Annotated in this window: 16 protein-coding genes and 1 pseudogene; 6 read left to right on the top strand and 11 right to left on the bottom strand. The window is 68.6% G+C overall.

Translation table 11 applies throughout. The features are described 5' to 3' along the window. Positions 1 to 3 precede the first annotated feature (3 nt). Positions 4 to 1,200 carry an anhydro-N-acetylmuramic acid kinase gene (locus ACLJPX_RS41625; RefSeq protein ID WP_410605685.1) on the bottom strand — a complete coding sequence of 399 codons (1,197 nt, stop codon included), beginning with the start codon at positions 1,198 to 1,200 and terminating at the stop codon, positions 4 to 6. A 183-nt stretch (positions 1,201 to 1,383) separates the two neighbouring features. Here ACLJPX_RS41625 and ftsY point away from each other — a divergent pair, with 183 nt between their 5' ends. After that, on the top strand, positions 1,384 to 2,697 hold the full coding sequence (gene ftsY / locus ACLJPX_RS41620) for a signal recognition particle-docking protein FtsY (RefSeq protein ID WP_410605684.1): 1,314 nt from the start codon (positions 1,384 to 1,386) through the stop codon (positions 2,695 to 2,697). Positions 2,698 to 2,774: 77 nt separating this feature from the next. Here the strand turns inward: ftsY and ACLJPX_RS41615 are convergent, their stop codons facing one another. Then, positions 2,775 to 4,274 carry an MFS transporter gene (locus ACLJPX_RS41615; protein ID WP_410605683.1) on the bottom strand — a complete coding sequence of 500 codons (1,500 nt, stop codon included), beginning with the start codon at positions 4,272 to 4,274 and terminating at the stop codon, positions 2,775 to 2,777. A 109-nt stretch (positions 4,275 to 4,383) separates the two neighbouring features. Here ACLJPX_RS41615 and ACLJPX_RS41610 point away from each other — a divergent pair, with 109 nt between their 5' ends. After that, complete coding sequence (locus tag ACLJPX_RS41610; RefSeq protein ID WP_101613420.1) at positions 4,384 to 5,115, top strand: TetR/AcrR family transcriptional regulator C-terminal domain-containing protein; 732 nt, start codon at positions 4,384 to 4,386, stop codon at positions 5,113 to 5,115. On the opposite strand, the gene ACLJPX_RS41605 is transcribed toward ACLJPX_RS41610, so the two are convergent. Continuing rightward, positions 5,105 to 5,881, bottom strand: a complete 777-nt coding sequence (locus ACLJPX_RS41605; RefSeq protein ID WP_410605682.1) for an IclR family transcriptional regulator — start codon at positions 5,879 to 5,881, stop codon at positions 5,105 to 5,107. The genes ACLJPX_RS41610 and ACLJPX_RS41605 overlap by 11 nt on opposite strands. Before the next feature lie 104 nt (positions 5,882 to 5,985). On the opposite strand from ACLJPX_RS41605, the gene aceB reads away from it, so the two are divergent. Together aceB and ACLJPX_RS41595 are read left to right on the top strand one after the other, a co-directional pair. Next, positions 5,986 to 7,563, top strand: a complete 1,578-nt coding sequence (gene aceB, locus ACLJPX_RS41600; RefSeq protein ID WP_410605681.1) for a malate synthase A — start codon at positions 5,986 to 5,988, stop codon at positions 7,561 to 7,563. Positions 7,564 to 7,567: 4 nt separating this feature from the next. Next, complete coding sequence (locus ACLJPX_RS41595) at positions 7,568 to 8,764, top strand: DUF6986 family protein (RefSeq protein WP_410605680.1); 1,197 nt, start codon at positions 7,568 to 7,570, stop codon at positions 8,762 to 8,764. A 53-nt stretch (positions 8,765 to 8,817) separates the two neighbouring features. Here the strand turns inward: ACLJPX_RS41595 and ACLJPX_RS41590 are convergent, their stop codons facing one another. Continuing rightward, positions 8,818 to 9,162 carry a hypothetical protein gene (locus ACLJPX_RS41590; RefSeq protein WP_410605679.1) on the bottom strand — a complete coding sequence of 115 codons (345 nt, stop codon included), beginning with the start codon at positions 9,160 to 9,162 and terminating at the stop codon, positions 8,818 to 8,820. A gap of 349 nt (positions 9,163 to 9,511) precedes the next feature. Here ACLJPX_RS41590 and ACLJPX_RS41585 point away from each other — a divergent pair, with 349 nt between their 5' ends. Beyond that, positions 9,512 to 9,757 (top strand): hypothetical protein, encoded by a 246-nt coding sequence (locus ACLJPX_RS41585; protein WP_101609689.1) that lies wholly within the window; start codon positions 9,512 to 9,514, stop codon positions 9,755 to 9,757. Between the two features lie 38 nt (positions 9,758 to 9,795). Here the strand turns inward: ACLJPX_RS41585 and ACLJPX_RS41580 are convergent. The 3 genes and pseudogenes from ACLJPX_RS41580 to ACLJPX_RS41570 all read right to left on the bottom strand — a co-directional run. Further along, positions 9,796 to 10,102 (bottom strand): annotated as a pseudogene (locus ACLJPX_RS41580) (hypothetical protein); the annotation flags it as partial. A 282-nt stretch (positions 10,103 to 10,384) separates the two neighbouring features. Beyond that, on the bottom strand, positions 10,385 to 11,632 hold the full coding sequence (locus ACLJPX_RS41575) for a DUF222 domain-containing protein (protein WP_410605678.1): 1,248 nt from the start codon (positions 11,630 to 11,632) through the stop codon (positions 10,385 to 10,387). Between the two features lie 394 nt (positions 11,633 to 12,026). Then, positions 12,027 to 12,593 (bottom strand): CGNR zinc finger domain-containing protein, encoded by a 567-nt coding sequence (locus ACLJPX_RS41570; protein ID WP_410605677.1) that lies wholly within the window; start codon positions 12,591 to 12,593, stop codon positions 12,027 to 12,029. A gap of 83 nt (positions 12,594 to 12,676) precedes the next feature. Between ACLJPX_RS41570 and ACLJPX_RS41565 the strand changes: the two genes are divergently transcribed. After that, entirely contained in the window at positions 12,677 to 13,831 is a 1,155-nt protein-coding gene (locus tag ACLJPX_RS41565) for an epoxide hydrolase family protein (protein ID WP_410605676.1), read from the top strand. Between the two features lie 4 nt (positions 13,832 to 13,835). On the opposite strand, the gene ACLJPX_RS41560 is transcribed toward ACLJPX_RS41565, so the two are convergent. From ACLJPX_RS41560 to ACLJPX_RS41545, 4 genes are read right to left on the bottom strand one after another with little or no spacing between them, the layout of a single operon-like run. Next, on the bottom strand, positions 13,836 to 14,315 hold the full coding sequence (locus ACLJPX_RS41560; protein ID WP_410605675.1) for a GNAT family N-acetyltransferase: 480 nt from the start codon (positions 14,313 to 14,315) through the stop codon (positions 13,836 to 13,838). Positions 14,316 to 14,325: 10 nt separating this feature from the next. Then, positions 14,326 to 14,928: a DsbA family protein gene (locus tag ACLJPX_RS41555; protein ID WP_410605674.1), complete on the bottom strand. Its 603-nt coding sequence runs from the start codon at positions 14,926 to 14,928 to the stop codon at positions 14,326 to 14,328. A 36-nt stretch (positions 14,929 to 14,964) separates the two neighbouring features. Next, positions 14,965 to 15,447, bottom strand: a complete 483-nt coding sequence (locus ACLJPX_RS41550; protein WP_410605673.1) for a MarR family winged helix-turn-helix transcriptional regulator — start codon at positions 15,445 to 15,447, stop codon at positions 14,965 to 14,967. Between the two features lies 1 nt (position 15,448). Then, on the bottom strand, positions 15,449 to 16,870 hold the full coding sequence (locus ACLJPX_RS41545) for a PucR family transcriptional regulator (protein ID WP_410605672.1): 1,422 nt from the start codon (positions 16,868 to 16,870) through the stop codon (positions 15,449 to 15,451). Positions 16,871 to 16,990: the final 120 nt, after the last annotated feature.

Raw genomic sequence — 16,990 nt, 5'->3', positions numbered from 1 at the left:
CTCCTATCGCTCGCCGGTCGTCGCCGCCACCCGTAGGCGGGTCACGGTTGAGGTATGCGGGGCGGGGAGCCGCAGGGGGCCCGCGCCCGGGGTGATGCTGCCGAGCAGCCGGCCGCCCCGGGCACCGGTCGCCGACGGGAGGTTCCCCGGGACGCCGGACCAGGTCAGCCAGCCGAGCAGAATGGTCAGGTATGCCTCTTTGCCCGCGCGCGGCAGCCCGTGGTCGTCGCTGGTCTTCACCGCCGTGCCGGGCAGGTTCCTGGCGAGCGAGGCCATCAGCGCCGGATTGTCGGCGCCGCCGCCGGAGACGATCAGCGTGGTGACGGTGTGGCGACGGCATTCCGCGGCGATCGTCACCGCGGTCAGTTCGGTCAGTGTGGCCAAGAGGTCTTCCGCGCCGATCGGCGGGAGCCCGTCGAGTGCGGTGTCGAGGTACTCGCCGTGGAACAGTTCCTTGCCGGTCGACTTCGGCGGCGCGGCCGCGTAGTACGGGTCGAGCAGGAGCTTCGCCAGCAGATCGGGCCGGACGTTGCCCCGCATGGCGAGCGCTCCGTCGACGTCGGCACGCCTGCCGGTGGCGCGGTGCGCGGCGATGTCCATCAGGGCGTTGCCGGGGCCGGTGTCGTAGGCGAGGACGTCCCCGTCAGCGTCGTCAGCGTTGTTTGCGGGGACGACGGTGATGTTCGCGATACCGCCGATGTTGAGCGCCGCGACCGGTCCGGCGGCCGCCATTTCCCGGAGCCACAACGCGTCCAGGGTGCTGGCGAGCGGTGCGCCGTGCCCGCCCGCGGCGACGTCGCGTACGCGCAGGTCGGCCACCGTCGGCAGTCCGGTGCGCTCGGCGATCCACGCCGCGTTCCCCAGTTGCAGCGTGCCGCGGGCGGTGCCGTCCTCGACCCAGTGGAACACCGTCTGACCGAGTGAGGCGACGACGTCGGCCTCGCCGCCGGCCAGTTCCTCGATGCCGCGTGCCGCCGCCTCGCCGAACGCCTGCCCCACCAAGGTGTCGAGTTTCGTCAGTTGTTCGGCGCTGCAGGGATTCGGCGGGAGGGCGCCGAGCAGTGCTTCACGAAGCGCTTCGGGATAAGGGACCTCGAACTGGCCGAGCGGGGAAAGCACCACGGTGTCCCCGTCGGCGCGCAGTTCGGCGGCCGCCACGTCGATCCCGTCGATCGAAGTGCCGGAGATGAGTCCGATCATCCGGACCCCAGTGCCGGAGAAAACCGTCATTCGGAGTGGTCTAGCCCTCGTGCCGGAGACCGCGCAAGCGACACCGTTTCTTCTTGTCCGAAATGAGTCCTATCCAGTGGGTGCTTGACAAGATCGGCTTGCTTCCCGTGGGGCGTCTACGTCGGGCCGTGTGCGGATGCGAGGATTGGCGCCGTGTCGAGCACCCCCTGGTTCTGGATCGTTGTCGTTGCCGTCGTGGTACTGGTCGCCGTACTGGTGACCGGGCTGCTCATCGCGCGCCGCCGCCGGATCAGCCTGGACGAATCCCAGGCTGCCGAGGCCGTCGAGCGCCAGAAGCCGAAGGGTGGCGGCTATACCGCGACCGGCGGGATCGCGCTGGCTCCCGGTGGTGAGAAGACCGAAGAGACCGAAGAACCCGAGCACCCGGTCGAGGACCGCCCCGAGACGGACGGCCAGCCCGCCGTCGGGGACGACGCGGCGGTGCCGAGGGATTCCGCGCAGCGCACGGTGCGCGACGTCGAACTGCCCGAACCGGCCGAGGAAGCCGCTCCCGCGCCGGTGGAAGAGATCGCCCCGGCGACCGGGCGCCTGGAGCGGCTGCGCGGCAGGCTGGGCAAGTCCCGTTCGGTGTTCGGGCAGAGCCTGCTCGGCCTCCTGGGGGCAGGCGACCTGGACGAGGACTCGTGGCAGGACGTCGAAGACACGCTGCTCATGGCGGACCTGGGCGCCGCGACGACCACCGAGATCGTCGAGCGCCTCCGTGACGAACTGAAGCGCCGCGCCGTGCGGACGTCGGAGGAGGCGCGCACGGTCCTGCAGGAAGTGCTGACGGCCGCCCTCTCGACCGACGCGGTCCGCGCCGTCCGCGCGTTGCCGCACATCGTCGACGGGGCGAAGCAGCCCGCCGTCGTCCTGGTCGCCGGGGTCAACGGCACCGGCAAGACGACCACCACCGGCAAACTCGCCCGGGTGCTCGTCGCGCAGGGGAGCACCGTCGTGCTCGGCGCGGCCGACACCTTCCGTGCCGCCGCGGCGGACCAGCTGCAGACCTGGGCCGAACGAGTGGGCGCGGAGGTCGTGCGAGGCAAGGAAGGCGCGGACCCGGCGGCTGTCGCCTTCGACGCCGTCAAACGCGGCACCGAGGCGGGCGTGGACGCCGTCCTGATCGACACTGCCGGCCGTCTGCACACCAAGACCGGCCTGATGGACGAGCTGGGCAAGGTCAAGCGAGTCGTCGAGAAGCAGGCGAAGGTCGACGAGGTGCTTCTGGTGCTCGACGCCACCACCGGGCAGAACGGGCTGATGCAGGCCCGCGTGTTCTCGGAGGTCATCGACGTCACCGGCATCGTCCTGACCAAACTGGACGGCACCGCGAAGGGCGGCATCGTCTTCCAGGTGCAGCGCGAACTCGGGGTGCCGGTCAAGCTGGTCGGCCTCGGCGAGGGGCCGGACGACCTGGCCCCGTTCGAACCGGGCGCTTTCGTGGAAGCCCTGCTCAGCAGCTAGCTCCAAAGTCCCGAAGACGCTATGAAAGGCCCGTTACTTGCAAATTTTGCAAGTAACGGGCCTTTCATAGCACTGGGTCAGACGGTGACAGGGACGTTCTCGCCGGTCCCGACCGAAGCGGGCTTCTTGTCCCGCATCACCACGAAGGCGACCACCGCCGCGGCCAGCACGCCCACGGCGCTCACGAGGAACGTCGTCGACATCGCCGAGGTGAACGACTCGCGCGCCGCGGTGATGAGGCCGCCGTCACCGGTCGCGAAGGCGTCACCGATCGAGAGCCGCGCCTGCGCCGGGGCGGAAGCGGGCATCTGCGAGGTGAACAGGCTGGACACGATGCTGCCCAGGATCGCGATGCCGAGCGCGGCGCCGAGTTGCTGGATCGTGTCGTTGAGCGCGGAGCCGACACCGGCCTGCTCCTCGGGGACCTCGCCCATCAGCGCCGCGATCGCCGACGGCATCGCCAGCCCGCCGCCGGCGCCGAGCAGGAACAGCGCGATCGCCGGGAGCAGGAAACCCGAGGTCGTCGACAGCGTCGCGAGCAGGCCGAATCCGGCGGCCATCACGGTCATCCCGGCCGCGGCCAGCACGCGGTTGCCGACCTTCTGGCCCAGCGTGGCGCCGAGGGTGTTGCACAGCAGCGAAGCGATGGCCATCGGGATGAACGCGAGGCCCGCCTGGGTCGGGGTGTAGCCGAGGACGTACTGCAGGTACTGGGTCAGGAGCAGCAGCAGTCCGCCGTTGCCGATCTGCACCAGCGTGAGCGACAGGCTGCCGCCGCTGAAGTTGCGCTTGCGGAACAGCTTGAGCGGGACCATCGGCGACGGCGTGTGCCGCTCCCAGAACACGAAACCGGTCAGGCTCGCCACCGCGATCACCAGCGGGATCAGGGTTCCGGCCTCGGTGATGCCGTGCTTGGGCAGCTCGATGATCGTCCAGACCAGCGCGACCATCCCGGTCGCGGACAGGATGGCGCCGAGCGGGTCGGGCTTCTGCCACGGGCCTTTCGATTCCGGCATCAGGGTGAACGCGGCGATCACGGCGATGACGACGATCGGCACGTTGATCAGGAACACCGCGCCCCACCAGAACCACGCGATCAGCACGCCGCCGAGTACCGGGCCGCCGATCAGGCCGAGCATCGCGACCGCGCTCCACGCCGCCATCGCCTTGCGGCGTTCGGCGTCGTCGAAGACGGTGATCAGGATCGACAGGGTGCTCGGCATGATCAGCGCGCCGCCGACCCCCATCACCGCACGGGACAGGATCAGTTCCATCGGGTTCCCGGCGAACGCGGCGACGAGTGAGGCCACCCCGAACAGGAGGAGGCCGATGATCATGATCTTCCGGCGGCCGAACCGGTCACCGAGGCTTCCCGACGTGAGCAGCAGCCCGGCGAAGACCAAGATGTAGGAGTCGAGGATCCACTGCGTGTCCTGCGCGCTCGCCCCGAGGTCGTCGGCCAGCGGCGGGACGGCGACCGTCAGCACCATGTTGTCCACGACCAGCACGAGCGTGCTCAGGCACAGCACGATCAGAATCCACCAGCGGCGCGGATCGCGTCCTGTCGTCTCGTTCATCGGGTCGCTCCCCAGAAGTAGTTGCGTACGTTGTTCTGCTGTTGCGCACACTGTACGCAGAACGCGAGAGCGTTCGCAAGGGGGTACGTCGTGCGCTACAGTGGGCCGCATGTCAGCCGAAGAACAGCCGATCCAGTCGGTATGGACCCGCCCTCGCCGGAAACGGGACCAGCCCGCGTTGAGTCAGGCGCAGATCGTCGCCGAGGCCGTCCGGATCCTGGACGTCGAAGGCGTCGACGCGCTGAGCATGCGGAGGCTCGGCACCGCGCTGAACGCGGGCGCGACGTCGCTGTACCGGCACGTGGCGAACCGTGACGAGCTGATCGAGCTGGTCGTCGACGAGGTCTACGGCGAGATCGCCGTGCCGGACAGCGAAGATCCGGCGCGATGGCGCGAGGCGGCCGTCGTCGGGGCGGAGAGCGTCCGCGCGATGATCCTGCGGCACCCGTGGGTCGCTTCACTGCTCGGCTCGGTCGGCCTGTCGTATCTCGGGCCGAACGTCATGCGGCTCAACGAGCGGCTGCTGGCCGTCTTCGTGACCGCGGGATTCCCCGGCGACGAGGCCGACCAGGCGATCAGCGCGGTCATCTCCTACGTCATCGGCATGGGGACGACCGAAGCGGCCTGGCTCACGACGGTCGCGAAGAGCGGCCGAAGCGAGAGTGAGTGGGCGAAGCAACTGCGCCCCGCTGTCGAGGCGGCGGCGCAGGAGCATCCGCATCAGCGGAAGCGGCTCGTCCAGGACGACGTCGAAGCCGACCCGGAGCGGCTTCGCGACGAGAAGTTCCGCTACGGGCTGGACAGGATGCTCGACGGTCTGGAGACCAGGCTCAAACAGTGACCCCGTCACGCGAAAGGGTCGAACCGAGCGAGGTCGCGATCCGCTGGACGACGGGCGCGATCCGCTCGACGGCCTCCATCGTGAGCCGCCCTGAAGGGCCGGACACCGAGACCGCCGCAGGCACAGGCGCACCCGGGACTGCGACGGCTACACAGCGGACGCCCAGTTCCTGTTCGGCTTCGTCGAGCGCGTAACCCTGCTGAGCGATCTTCGCCAGCTCGCGCAGAAGCGCGCCCTGGTCGGTGAAGGTGTGCTCGGTGTACGAGGGCATGCCGGTCCGCGAGAGCAGGGCGGTGACGTCGTCGGACGGCAGGTGCGCGAGCATCGCCTTGCCCACGCCGGTGCCGTGCGGCAGGAGCCGCCGTCCGACCTCGGTGAACATTCGCATCGAGTGCTTCGACGGCACCTGGGCGACGTAGACGACCTCGTCCCGCTCCAGGACTGCGAGGTTCGCCGTCTCGCCGACCTCGTCGACCAGTTCCGCGAGCAGCGGCCGCGCCCAGGAGCCGAACTGCATACTGGCGTTCTCGCCCAGCCGGATGAGCCGTGCGCCCAGCGCGTACCGGCGGTTGGTGTTCTGCCGGACGTAACCCAGGTCCACCAGCGTCCTGATCAGCCGGTGGATGGTCGGCATCGGGAGCCCGGACAGGGTCGCCAGCTCCGAAAGACTGGCTTCGCCTCCGGTGTCCGCGAGATGTTCGAGGAGGTCGAAGGCCCGCTGAAGTGACTGGACGCCGCCGTCACGCCCGTTCTTCTCCGCTGCCACCGTGGTGCTCCTTACGTCGGCGTTGATGTTCCGCTATGCAGAAACTATAGTCCGTCATGTAAAACCGTAGGGACGTTATTTATCCGGAACTCGGGGTGTTTCTCATGTCTGAAGCTCAGGTGCTCGGCGATCCGGTCGAGCGCGGGGACGAAATCCTCACGCCGGAGGCACTCGCCTTCCTCGCGGGTCTGCACGAGGCTTTCGCCGGCCGTCGCGACGAGCTGCTGCAGGCCAGGAGCAAGCGTCGTGAGGAGGCCAGGGCCACCGGCAAGCTCGACTTCCTGCCCGAGACCAAGGAGGTCCGCGAGGGCGACTGGAAGGTGGCCGAGGCCCCGCCCGCGCTGCGCGACCGCCGGGTCGAGATCACCGGCCCGACCGACCGCAAGATGACCATCAACGCGCTGAACTCCGGCGCCAAGGTCTGGCTCGCCGACCTCGAGGACGCCAACACGCCGCACTGGGCGAACGTCGTCTCCGGCCAGGTCAACCTGTACGACGCCGTCCGCGAGAGCATCACGCTGGAAAGCGGCGGCAAGAGCTACGCGCTCAAGGACGACGTCGAGCACGCGACCATCGTCGTCCGCCCGCGTGGCTGGCACCTCGACGAGCGCGGCCTGTCCTTCGGCGGGCGCCAGGCTGTCGGCGCGCTGGTCGACTTCGGCCTGCACTTCTTCCACAACGCGCAGGAACTGCTCAACCGCGGCAAGGGCCCGTACTTCTACCTGCCGAAGATGGAGAGCCACCTGGAAGCCCGGCTCTGGAACGACGTCTTCACCCACTCGGAGAAGACGCTCGGCATCGAGCACGGCACCGTCCGCGCGACCGTGCTGATCGAGACCATCCCGGCCGCGTTCGAGATGGACGAGATCCTCTACGAACTGCGCGAGCACGCCTCCGGCCTGAACGCCGGCCGCTGGGACTACCTCTTCAGCGTCATCAAGTACTTCCGTGACGCGGGCGAGAAGTTCGTGCTGCCGGACCGCAACTCGGTCACCATGACCGCGCCGTTCATGCGCGCGTACACCGAACTGCTGGTGCGCACCTGTCACAAGCGCGGCGCGTTCGCGATCGGCGGCATGGCCGCGTTCATCCCGAACCGCAAGGACCCGGAGGTCACCGCCGCGGCGCTCGACAAGGTCCGCGCGGACAAGAGCCGTGAGGCGGGCGACGGCTTCGACGGTTCGTGGGTCGCGCACCCGGGCATGGTCGAGATCTGCCGCGAGGAGTTCGACAAGGTCCTCGGCGACAAGCCGAACCAGCTCGACCGGACCCGCGACGAGGTGTCCGTCACCGCGGACCAGCTGCTCGACGCGGCTTCGACGCCGGGCGGCGCCACCGCGGCCGGTCTGCGCGCGGCGGTCGACGTCGGCATCCGCTACATCGCCTCCTGGCTGAGCGGCAACGGCGCGGCGGCGATCCACAACCTGATGGAGGACGCGGCCACCGCGGAGATCTCGCGTTCGCAGGTCTGGCAGTGGGTGCGCAACGGCACGCAGCTCGACACCGGTGACAAGGTGACCGAGGAACTGGTGCGTGGTGTACTGGCCGAGGTCCGCGGTGAACTCGCCGCCGAGATCAAGCCGGAGCTGCTGGAGCCCGCCGTCGAGCTGTTCGAGCAGGTCGCGCTCGCCGACGAGTTCCCGGACTTCCTGACACTGCCCGCCTACGAACGGATCAAGTAGACAGATGGGGAACGGGCGGCTCACCGAGGACGTCTACACCGCCGCCGACGCGCGCCTGGCCGAGGCCGACGCGCGTGTCGCGGCGAAGTATCCCGGCGAGCCGCCCGGCCGCCAGCCCGTGCACACCGTGTACGTGCCCGCGTCGCGGTACAAGACGCGGCTCGTGGCGGACTGGGGCAAGCAGGCCTTGCGGGTCTTCGGCGAGCACGCCGATCAGCTGGGTCTGGACGCGGACATCGCCGACCGGGTCAGGACCAAACTCCTGACCGAGCCGATCGAGGATCTGCGGATCGACTTCGAAGACGGCCTCGGCAGGCCGGGCGACGAAGAGGAGGACGCCACCGCGCTCGCCGCGGGGCGGACCCTCGCCGTCACGGGCGGGACGCCGTTCGTCGGTATCCGGTTCAAGAGTTTCGAGCAGGCGACCCGGCGCCGCGGCATCCGCACCCTCGATCTCTTCTTGGCGGGACTGCTGGAAAGCGGGCCGCTGCCGGAAGGTTTCGTCGTCACGCTGCCGAAGGTGACCGCCGTCGAGCAGGTCGAAGTGGCGGCGGACGTCATGGAACGCCTCGAATCCGCGTACGGTCTGCCCGAAGGCGCGCTGCGGTTCGAAGTCCAGATCGAGACGGCACAGTCCATTGTGGACATCGATGGGACGGTGGCGGTGCCGCGGATCATCGAAGCCGCGCGCGGCCGGTGTTCGGGGCTGCACTACGGGACCTACGACTACAGCGCCGGTCTCGGGATCAGCGCCGAGTACCAGAGCATGGAACATCCGGCCGCCGATTTCGCCAAGCAGCTCATGCAGGTTTCGGCCGCGGGAACCGGTGTCCGGCTTTCTGACGGCTCGACGAACAAACTGCCCGTCGGCGACGCGATCCTCCCGGCCTGGCGCGAACATCTGCGGCTGGTGCGGCGATCCCTGGAAAACGGCTTCTACCAGGGCTGGGATCTGCATCCGCACCAGCTGCCGACCCGGTTCGCCGCGACCTACGCGTTCTTCCGCGAGGGTTTCCCGGCGGCCTTGGGGCGGTTGCGGGATTACGCGGACCAGACCGGGCGCGGTGTGCTCGACGAGCCGGCGACGGCACAGGCCTTGGCGAGTTTCCTGCTGCATGGCTTGGACTGCGGTGCCGTGGACGCGGGGGAACTCTCGTTCAGCAGGCCCGAACTGGACGGATACGCGCGGAGGAGCGGCTGAGCGAGCGTCTTTCGTGGCAGACGCTCGCTCAGCCGCTGCTCGCCCGGGCGGTGTCAGTCGGCTGAGTCGCGGCCGGGTGTTTCCTTGGGGTGCGCTGACTTCGCGACGAGCACCAGCATGGCGAGCTGGGCTGCGATCGTTCCCGCCGTCGCCCACACCGGAAAGGCGGCCGGAACCACCTGCAACGTGAGCGCCGGGCCGAGTACGGCTCCGAGCACCAACAACGTGTTCAGGATCGTCGCGAGGAGCCGTCGGGTTTCGGTGGCGGGCACCGCCGCTTCGGCCTTCAGCTCCGTCGTTTCGATCCTGACCCTGGCGAGCGGGGTCGGTGTCTCGTCCCAGCTCGATACTGCTTCCACGGGCGCGGTCTCTCCCGGGCCCTCGATTTCGGCAGCCATGCGCATGCCCTTTCCAGCCCAGTCAGGCGAGCCGGGATTGGCGCGTCAAGCTGGGGACCACTTTTCCCCGGAGGCACCCCGATATTGCCTCCGTCTCCCTTCAAATCGACGGCTCGCGAGCCCCTCTCACGCAAGCCGCTTTCCCTCCTGTCGGATCGACGAAGTGAGTGGTCGCACTTCTCATCCGCCGCATGGGACGAACGTCGGTCTGACGAGGCCCACTGTAGGGCCGTCACGAGCGACGCCGCAACCCATCTCACACATTTTCACTGCGGAAAATGTGGTGAATGCGCACCTCGTATGTCAGCATGGGAGGAGCGGCCCAGGGCCGCAGGGGAAGGGAGCGCGTATGCCATCGGTCGAGGAGACCGCGACCGGCCGCCCCGCGGTGGTCGACCGCGTCAATGTCGCACTGATCGCCGAGGCGGTCGACGCGCTGGGCAAACTGCAGGAGCGCACCGGGCTCAAGAAGGTCGACCTGGTCAACCGCGCGTTGCTGATCTACGAGTTCGTGGACGCGGAACTCCGCGCGGGCAAGCAGGTCGTGCTGCGGGATCCGGACGGACAGGATCAGCTGGTCAAGATCTTCCTCTGAGCGTTTTCCATGCCGTGGTACCGCGCGAGAACCTCGTCCATCCGGAGCGTGGTGGAGTAGGTGCGCAACGGCAGGCGCAGATAGTCGCCGAGATCGGGTCATGCCGAGGAACAGGCCATGATCAGGATGTTCTCGTAGCCCGACACTCCGGGGTCCAGTCCGACGCCGAGGTCGAACATCGGCGCGATTCTGCCGTCGACCCGCGCACTGCCCCGCAGCGCCTCGACGATCGGGACTTTCGCATCGGTGCCGATCTTGTTTCTTGAGCGACCGGGACTTGGCGTCGAAATCGGGGTCCGGGCGTCCGTCGAAGGTGCCGGCCGACCAAGGCCTCGAGGAGTTCATCGTCGGGGTCGGCTGCAAGCGCTGGCCACGTTCCAGGACGCCTTCGTCGAGGCCGCTCGTCCTGGTGTTGGGGGACCTAGGAGGGGGTGACTCGGACCATCATCGGTTCCTGTGTGCACCGGGCTGCCAGTAGCCGGTTTTGAGCTGGAGTACTTGGGCGAGTGAAACTACCGCGATGACGCTGGCTTATCTGACTTCGGTGGGGGATTCGGGGCGCAGATAGGTGCCGGGGTGTGGGCATGCCGAGGGGCCCGTCGCCGGTGTGGCTGGCGGGCTCTCGGGTCAAGCGTGGGTGTTGCGCCGGGATCTTCGTAACGGATCCAAGTACTGGGGTGGGATGAACTCCGGTAGTCCATCCCCGGCCATGCGGACTTGCCAGTCGCCGTGGTGGATCAGGCGGTGGTGGAAGCCGCAGAGTAGGACGAGGTTGCGGAGGTTGGTGGGTCCGCCGTCTGCCCAGTGGTGGATGTGGTGGGCGTGGCAGTTCTTCGGCTTGCGATGACACCCGGGGAACGCACAGCCCCGGTCACGGATGTTCAAGGCTCGTCGTTGGCCTGGGGTGACGAATCGTCTCAGCCGTCCCACGTCCAGCGGCTCACCGGCGGCGTTGAGCACGACGGGGAGCATGAGGCAGTCGCAGGCGGCCATGCGGGCTTCGCGGGCGGTCATGGTTCCGATGAAGTCCACACACGCCGTGCCCAGACCGGACTTCAGTTCGTCGAGGCCGATGGTGACGTGGATCAGGGTGCGGTAGCCGCTGGTCCCGGGCTGGTCCGGGCACGCGATCGCCAAGTCGAGTAGCTCGGCCCAGGCGTCACCTTGACGCTCAGCCTTCGTGCGCAGATCGGCTTGGCCGAACTCGTCCATCGGGCGAGGCTTGGCGTAAGCCTCGAGTGCCGCGGCGGTCCGGGCCCCGGCCTCGTCATCGAGGAGGCCTTTCAGTTTCCAGTAGCCGTCTTTGCGGCGCTCCAGGGTGAGTTCTCGGCTGGGTTGGGCGGGTTCGGGGTCTTTCGGTTCCTTGCCGTCCGGATCCAACCAGCCCAGCAGCTGGTCCCCGAGGTCCGACACCTGCCGTGGGCCCACGTTCCGGGCGAGGTCGGCGAGGGTTGTCTCCGCGTGCTCCCGATCCTCCACCGACACCTCGGCGGGGATCTTCCGCAGGATCTCCACGATCTGCTTGATCCGTTCCTCACCGATCGCGCCGTCCGCCGCCGCAACAGCGGTCGCCGGTGCGAAGGCCGGGATCTCCGTGCCATCCAAAGCGCGCGTCGGATTCAGATCGATGGCGCGATTCACGTATGGCCGCGCCTCGCCCTGGCTCAGTCCGGCGATATCGGCGAACCACGCCAACGTCGTCCCATAACCGTATAAGTCTTTCGCGCCACGAGAATCAATCTCCGCCAGATACCGCCCCAAACCGGCGGAGGCGACCCGCATCACCTGCAGGAACTGCTGCACGCCGTGAGCAAGCTCCAGCTTGCCGGCGCGCCACAACTCCTGCGGCAACTCGGGAACAAAGGTCTCGGACACCCCACAACAATACCGCAAACCTATAGAACAGGTGTTCGTAATTTTGAGCAACAAGCAGCCCGCGCATTCACCACTAAGGGGTGATTTCAGCAGAACGGCACCACCGCTCGGCGCGACACCGAACGTCAGTCTCCGCATTTAGTCGACTAAATGCATCAGGTTGCCCGGTGCGAAATCCGAAGCGTTGCCGAAAACCGGCTACCGGCGCTCCCTGTGGTCAGGCAACGGAACCGGTGCCCCGAGCGGTCGTCGCTGCGGCACGGCCGAGCCTAGAGGGTCGCCCCCGTTCTGAGTCGTTGCCGAAAAACGGCCACGCCCCTCCGCGCGACCCACGTCACCCCAGACGAACCGGCGCGAAGCCACCTCCCGCATTTAGTCGACTAAATGCGGAAGGTCACCCGGCAGACCTGGGATTCTTGCGCTGATTGGCATTGAAGCGCGCCTTCTTCTGACGATTCCCGCAAGTGTTCATGTCACACCATCTCCGGGTACGACTTTGGCTCGCATCGAAAAAAGCGGCCTGACAGGTCGGCGACGCGCACAAGGCCAATTTCCCGTCCCGCTCGCCCGCGATGACGCTGATCGCGTCGGCGGCGATCACGCCGAGGGCATCCTCCACGCGGGAAACCCGCCATCGCCGAGCGCCCTCGGCTGTCAGGACGGCCGCGGCCCGCCCTTGAACGCTGCGGTCATTGATGACTTCGACGGCGGACGCGGGGAGGGCGTTCTGGGTCGCGGCCGCCGTCGCGGCGGCGTGGATCGACTCCCTCAGTTCCCGGGCGAGGTCGAGTTGGGCGGTGGTGCAGGAGTCCACGGCGAGACCGTTCACGGCCAGCCAGTCGACGAGCCGCTGTGGCACGGGAATGCGCTCCACAGCGTCGCCCTGACGCTCCGTCAGAGTCGCCGTGAAGCTGGTCGCGAGCACGCTACCGAGGCGGAAGTCGGGGAATCCGGCGGACATGGAACCACCTTAGCCGGTTGCGTGGCGGCGTGAAGACCTGTTAGAACCGTCTTAGCCGGTTCCGCGACAGCTCAGGAGGTCTCATGTCCCGTTCGACCAGCGACGTCCAAGCGTTCGAAGCCCGAGCAACCGACGCTGACCTCGACGATCTGCGCACGCGACTGGCCGCGGCGCGGCTACCGGAGGCCGAGACGGGGCCCGGCCGCTGGGATCAGGGCGTTCCTCTCGCCGACCTCGTCGAGGTCGTGGGCTACTGGCGCACCGGGTACGACTGGCGGTCCTTCGAGACGCGCCTCGACCGGATCGGCCAGTTCCGCACGGTCATCGACGGGCTGGGAATCCACTTCCTGCACCGCCGGTCGGCGCGCGCGGATGCCACTCCGCTGGTCTTGACGCACGGCTGGCCGGGCAGCGTCGCCGAGTTCGTCGACGTGGTGGACGAGCTGGCTGATCCGAAAGACGCGGACGCGCCGGCGTTCCATGTCGTGGTTCCGTCATTGCCCGGCTTCGGTTACAGCGACAAGCCGACCACGACCGGGTGGGGAACCGAGAAGATCGCGGCCGCATGGGTGGAACTGATGGGGAGGCTCGGCTACAGCGAGTTCCTGGCCCACGGCGGCGACTGGGGAGGCAACATCACCACGGTTCTCGGCGGCAGGTTCCCGGAGCACGTCCTCGGGATCCACACGACGTTCGCGGAGTCGCCGCCCGGGATGACCACGGACGGGCTGACGGCGGCCGAGCGCGCGTGGACCGAGGAGACCCACGATTTCTGGGATCACCGCGCGGCGTACGCGAAGCAGCAGGCGACCCGCCCGCAGACCATCGGTTACTCGCTCGTCGACTCACCGGTCGGGCTGCTCGCCTGGATCCTGGACAAGTTCGCCGAGTGGTCGGACACCGAGGACAGCCCGTTCGAGACGATTGCCCGGGACAGGATTCTCGACGACGTCACCCTGTATTGGCTGACGCGGTCCGGAGCGTCCTCGGCCCGCATCTACTACGAAAGCCACAACTCGCTCGACCCCGAACTGAAGGTCGACGTCCCGTCGGCGATCACTATCTATCCTCGCGACATCGAGAAGTATCCGCGTGCCTGGGCGCAGGAGAGGTACCGGCAGATCGTCCGATGGAGGGCGCCCGAGAGCGGGGGACATTTCCCGTCGCTGGAGGTTCCCGAATACTTCGTCAACGACCTGCGAGAGGGCCTCGCGGCGGTGATGGCCGCCCGTCGGTGATCATTCAGACAAGCGTCTTCACGTAACGACGGCAGGGAACCGAAATCGGCCCGTCCGGACCGGGCGCCTGATTGTCGAACTCGCCCTCGTCCACCCAGCCGCACCGCTCGTAGAACCGCCGCGCTCGCGCGTTTCCCGGTGCCACGGCGAGCCAGGCGCGCGAATGCCCGCCATCGCCCACGAGCCGTTCGGCCTCCGCGAGCAGTCCTCCGGCCACCCCGCTCCCGCGATGATCCGACGAGACGTAGACCTGCTCGACCTCGTCGCCGACGACCATCACGAATCCGGCCACTTCGCCGTTCACCAAGGCGACGGCGGTGTCGCCGACGCGGTCCGCGGCTCGTTCCCAGAACGATTCGCGGGTGCGGACCCGGACGAGTTCGTCGGGCACGTTGCCGAGATGGCCGTCCTGCCAGCCGTGGTACCAGATGCGCGCGACCGCGTCGGCGTCCGCCGCGGTCGCCGGCCGAAGTGTCAAAGGCATGACACGGAGTCTAGGAAACCAGCGCGCCGATCCGCCGCTCCACCTCGTCCGCGCTCGCGTTCCCGGCGACCAGGGTCACCACCCGTTCCCCGTCGTCCGCCAGCAAGGTCGGGTATCCGGTGACGCCCAGGTCCCGCGCCCGCCGGAAGTCGGCCGCCGCGGAAACCCGGTCCAGCGCGGCCTCGACGGCGTCCCCGTCCAGACCCGCGCGCTGCGCGACGACGCGATACGTCGAGACGTCGGACAGGCTCAGCCCATCGAGGTAGAAAGCCTCCTGCAGCAAGGCGGCGAGCCGCACCGCGCGGTCCGGCGCGACTTCCCGCAGAGCTGCCATCCCGCAGGCGGCGGCCTCGGAGTCCATGACGAACTCGCCGTCCGCGATGAGCCGTTCGTAGCTCTCCCCGAACGGCGCCCCGGTCCGGCGGGTGATCTCGGCGTTGGCTCCCTGGACATAGCCGAACTGCCGGATCGGCACCCGGCGCCCGCCGATGAACAGGCCGCCGGACACCACCTCGACCGGCAGGTCAGGATGCCGGTGCGCGACGTCGGCCATGGTCCTGGCGAAGCCGTAGGACCAGCCGCAGTACGCGTCGAAGACATAGATGAGCCTCATGACCAGACCCAACGATGCCTGACGAGTCAGATATTCCTATCGGAGCCTGGGGAGTGCGTCACGTGCGGAATGGCTCAGCGTCCGAAGGTCCTGCGTGAACTGTTCGCGGTGGTCCGCGGGCAGCGGGTCGAGGAAGAGCCGCTGGATGTTCTCGACGTGCACCCGCGCCGCCCGCACGGTCGTCTCCTCGCCCGTCTCGGTCAGCCGCACGAGTTGCACGCGGCGGTCTTCGGCGTCGGAGGTGCGCACGACCAGGCCGAGGGTCGTCATCCGGTCGACCAGCCGGGTCGCGCCGCCGGTGGTCAGCACCTGCTCCTGCGCGATCGCGCGCATGCTCATCCCGGACTCACCCGCCCTGCCGACGATCAGCAGGACTTCGAACATCAGGTGCGAGATCCCGCATTCGGCCTCCAGCGCGCGGCCGAGCAGGTATTCGAGCCGGTTCGCCGCGCCCATCATCCGCCCGAAAGCGACCACACGCGGGTCGTAGGCGGCTTCTTTCGCCGTGGTGATGCCCATTTCAGCTCCCTGCCGACAAGGCCAAATAGACGTCGAGCTGTTCGGTGAACTCGGTCAGATCGGCGCCGAGCAGTTCGCTCGCCCGCCCGATCCGGTACCGCAAGGTGTTGACGTGGACGTGCAGCTCCCGCGCGGCCCGCGTCGGCGAGCCGGAGCACTCGAGGAAGACGCGCAGGGTGTGCACCAGATCGGTGCCCTGCTCCGCGTCGTAGCTCAGCAGCGGGCCCAGCACCCGCCGCCGCAACGCCGCCCGGAGTTCGTCGGGCGCGCCCGCGAGCAGCAGCCGGTGCATGCCGATCTCGCCGCCGGGGACGACCTCGACCGTGCCCGGCCGCATCCCCGCCACGGCCAGCGCGTAGCGCGCGACCTCTTTGGCGCCCCGCAGCACCGAAACCGGAGAACGGTCGCTGATCCCGATCAGCACCCGGCGGCACGGCAGCAGCGATTCCACTCCCGTCAACGCGGCCGTCACGGTGGCGGGCCAGTCTTCCGGCCACTCGCCGTCGTCCTCGGCCAGCGCCCAGGTCGTCTCCCCGGCGGGTCCGACGAGGGCGCCCGGCGGCAGCAGTTCGGTCAGGATCCCGCGTGCCGCTTCGGATCCCTCGGTGCGGGCGACGACGACGCGCAGATCGCCGCGCAGCCCGGTCGCGGTCAGCGCCGCGTGCGGATCGCTTCCCTCGTCGAGCGCGGCCAGCAACGGTTCGAGCACCCTGTCGGTGACCGCGCGGACCTCGTCCGCCCTGGTCCGCGCGAGCCCGATCAGCCCGGCGAGTTCTTCGGCGATCTCCGCCTGCGCGGCGGTCAGCGCGCCGCCGATCGCGAGCAGCCACGGCAGCGCTTGCCTGCCGCCGACCGGCCGGACGGAGACGTCGTCCGCCTCCAGGGCGCGTCCGCCCGCCGCGACGAAGCGCCGCACCAGATCGGCCGGCGCGACGGAGGGCACGACCCAGCAGGGGAGGCCGATCTCGGCGTGGGCCCGGTCCAGCAGCGTTTCCACCGACGCGTCTTCGGCCGCGGCGGAAAGCAAACGTTTGCGAGCGCCTTCCCCGGCCGCGGCCAGCGCCAGCACGACGCGTTCGGTGACGACCGAGAACGACAGGTCCGTCGGCACCTCCAGCAACGGGATCCGGTGTCGCGTGCACGCTTCGACGAGGTCTTCGGGGATCCCGTCGGAATCCGCTCCGGAAGCCGCCAGCGCCACGGCCCCGGCCTTCGCCAGCGCGGCGACGAAGGCCTCGGAATCGCCCGGCCCGCGCCACCACAGCAACCCGCTCAGGACGAGTTCGCCCGCCGACACGTACCGCCCGGGATCGGGCAGTTCGGTGACGAAGATCCGGGAGACCGGACGGTCGAGCAGTGCCGTCCCGGCGCGGACGCGCAAGCGCAACCCGGGAAGCGCGAGCAGAGTTTTCACGGTCGTCATCAGGTTTGTAGGAAAGCACAAAACGACAGGTGCGTGCAGGGGAGATTTCATGCTTCGGCACCGTTGCCGCCATACGGGCACAGGGCGTCTACTGAGTCAGCCGTCACAGAACGCCGCCGA

It is taken from the genome of Amycolatopsis sp. lyj-90, assembly GCF_046549035.1.
Taxonomy (GTDB): Bacteria; Actinomycetota; Actinomycetes; order Mycobacteriales; family Pseudonocardiaceae; genus Amycolatopsis.
The sequence above is the reverse complement of the archived record's forward strand: the minus strand, read 5'-3'. Positions and strand labels throughout refer to the sequence as shown.

Bases quoted from the DNA above. Each gene is read 5' to 3' on its own strand.
- ACLJPX_RS41585 (WP_101609689.1), top strand. From the start codon at position 9,512: ATGCCATCGGTCGAGGAGACCGCGACCGGCCGCCCCGCGGTGGTCGAC.
- ACLJPX_RS41550 (WP_410605673.1), bottom strand. From the start codon at position 15,447: ATGGGCATCACCACGGCGAAAGAAGCCGCCTACGACCCGCGTGTGGTC.
- ACLJPX_RS41615 (WP_410605683.1), bottom strand. From the start codon at position 4,274: ATGAACGAGACGACAGGACGCGATCCGCGCCGCTGGTGGATTCTGATC.
- ACLJPX_RS41625 (WP_410605685.1), bottom strand. From the start codon at position 1,200: ATGATCGGACTCATCTCCGGCACTTCGATCGACGGGATCGACGTGGCG.
- ACLJPX_RS41610 (WP_101613420.1), top strand. From the start codon at position 4,384: ATGTCAGCCGAAGAACAGCCGATCCAGTCGGTATGGACCCGCCCTCGC.
- ACLJPX_RS41590 (WP_410605679.1), bottom strand. From the start codon at position 9,162: ATGGCTGCCGAAATCGAGGGCCCGGGAGAGACCGCGCCCGTGGAAGCA.
- ACLJPX_RS41555 (WP_410605674.1), bottom strand. From the start codon at position 14,928: ATGAGGCTCATCTATGTCTTCGACGCGTACTGCGGCTGGTCCTACGGC.
- ACLJPX_RS41565 (WP_410605676.1), top strand. From the start codon at position 12,677: ATGTCCCGTTCGACCAGCGACGTCCAAGCGTTCGAAGCCCGAGCAACC.
- ACLJPX_RS41595 (WP_410605680.1), top strand. From the start codon at position 7,568: ATGGGGAACGGGCGGCTCACCGAGGACGTCTACACCGCCGCCGACGCG.
- ACLJPX_RS41560 (WP_410605675.1), bottom strand. From the start codon at position 14,315: ATGCCTTTGACACTTCGGCCGGCGACCGCGGCGGACGCCGACGCGGTC.
- ACLJPX_RS41570 (WP_410605677.1), bottom strand. From the start codon at position 12,593: ATGTCCGCCGGATTCCCCGACTTCCGCCTCGGTAGCGTGCTCGCGACC.
- aceB (WP_410605681.1), top strand. From the start codon at position 5,986: ATGTCTGAAGCTCAGGTGCTCGGCGATCCGGTCGAGCGCGGGGACGAA.
- ACLJPX_RS41545 (WP_410605672.1), bottom strand. From the start codon at position 16,870: ATGACGACCGTGAAAACTCTGCTCGCGCTTCCCGGGTTGCGCTTGCGC.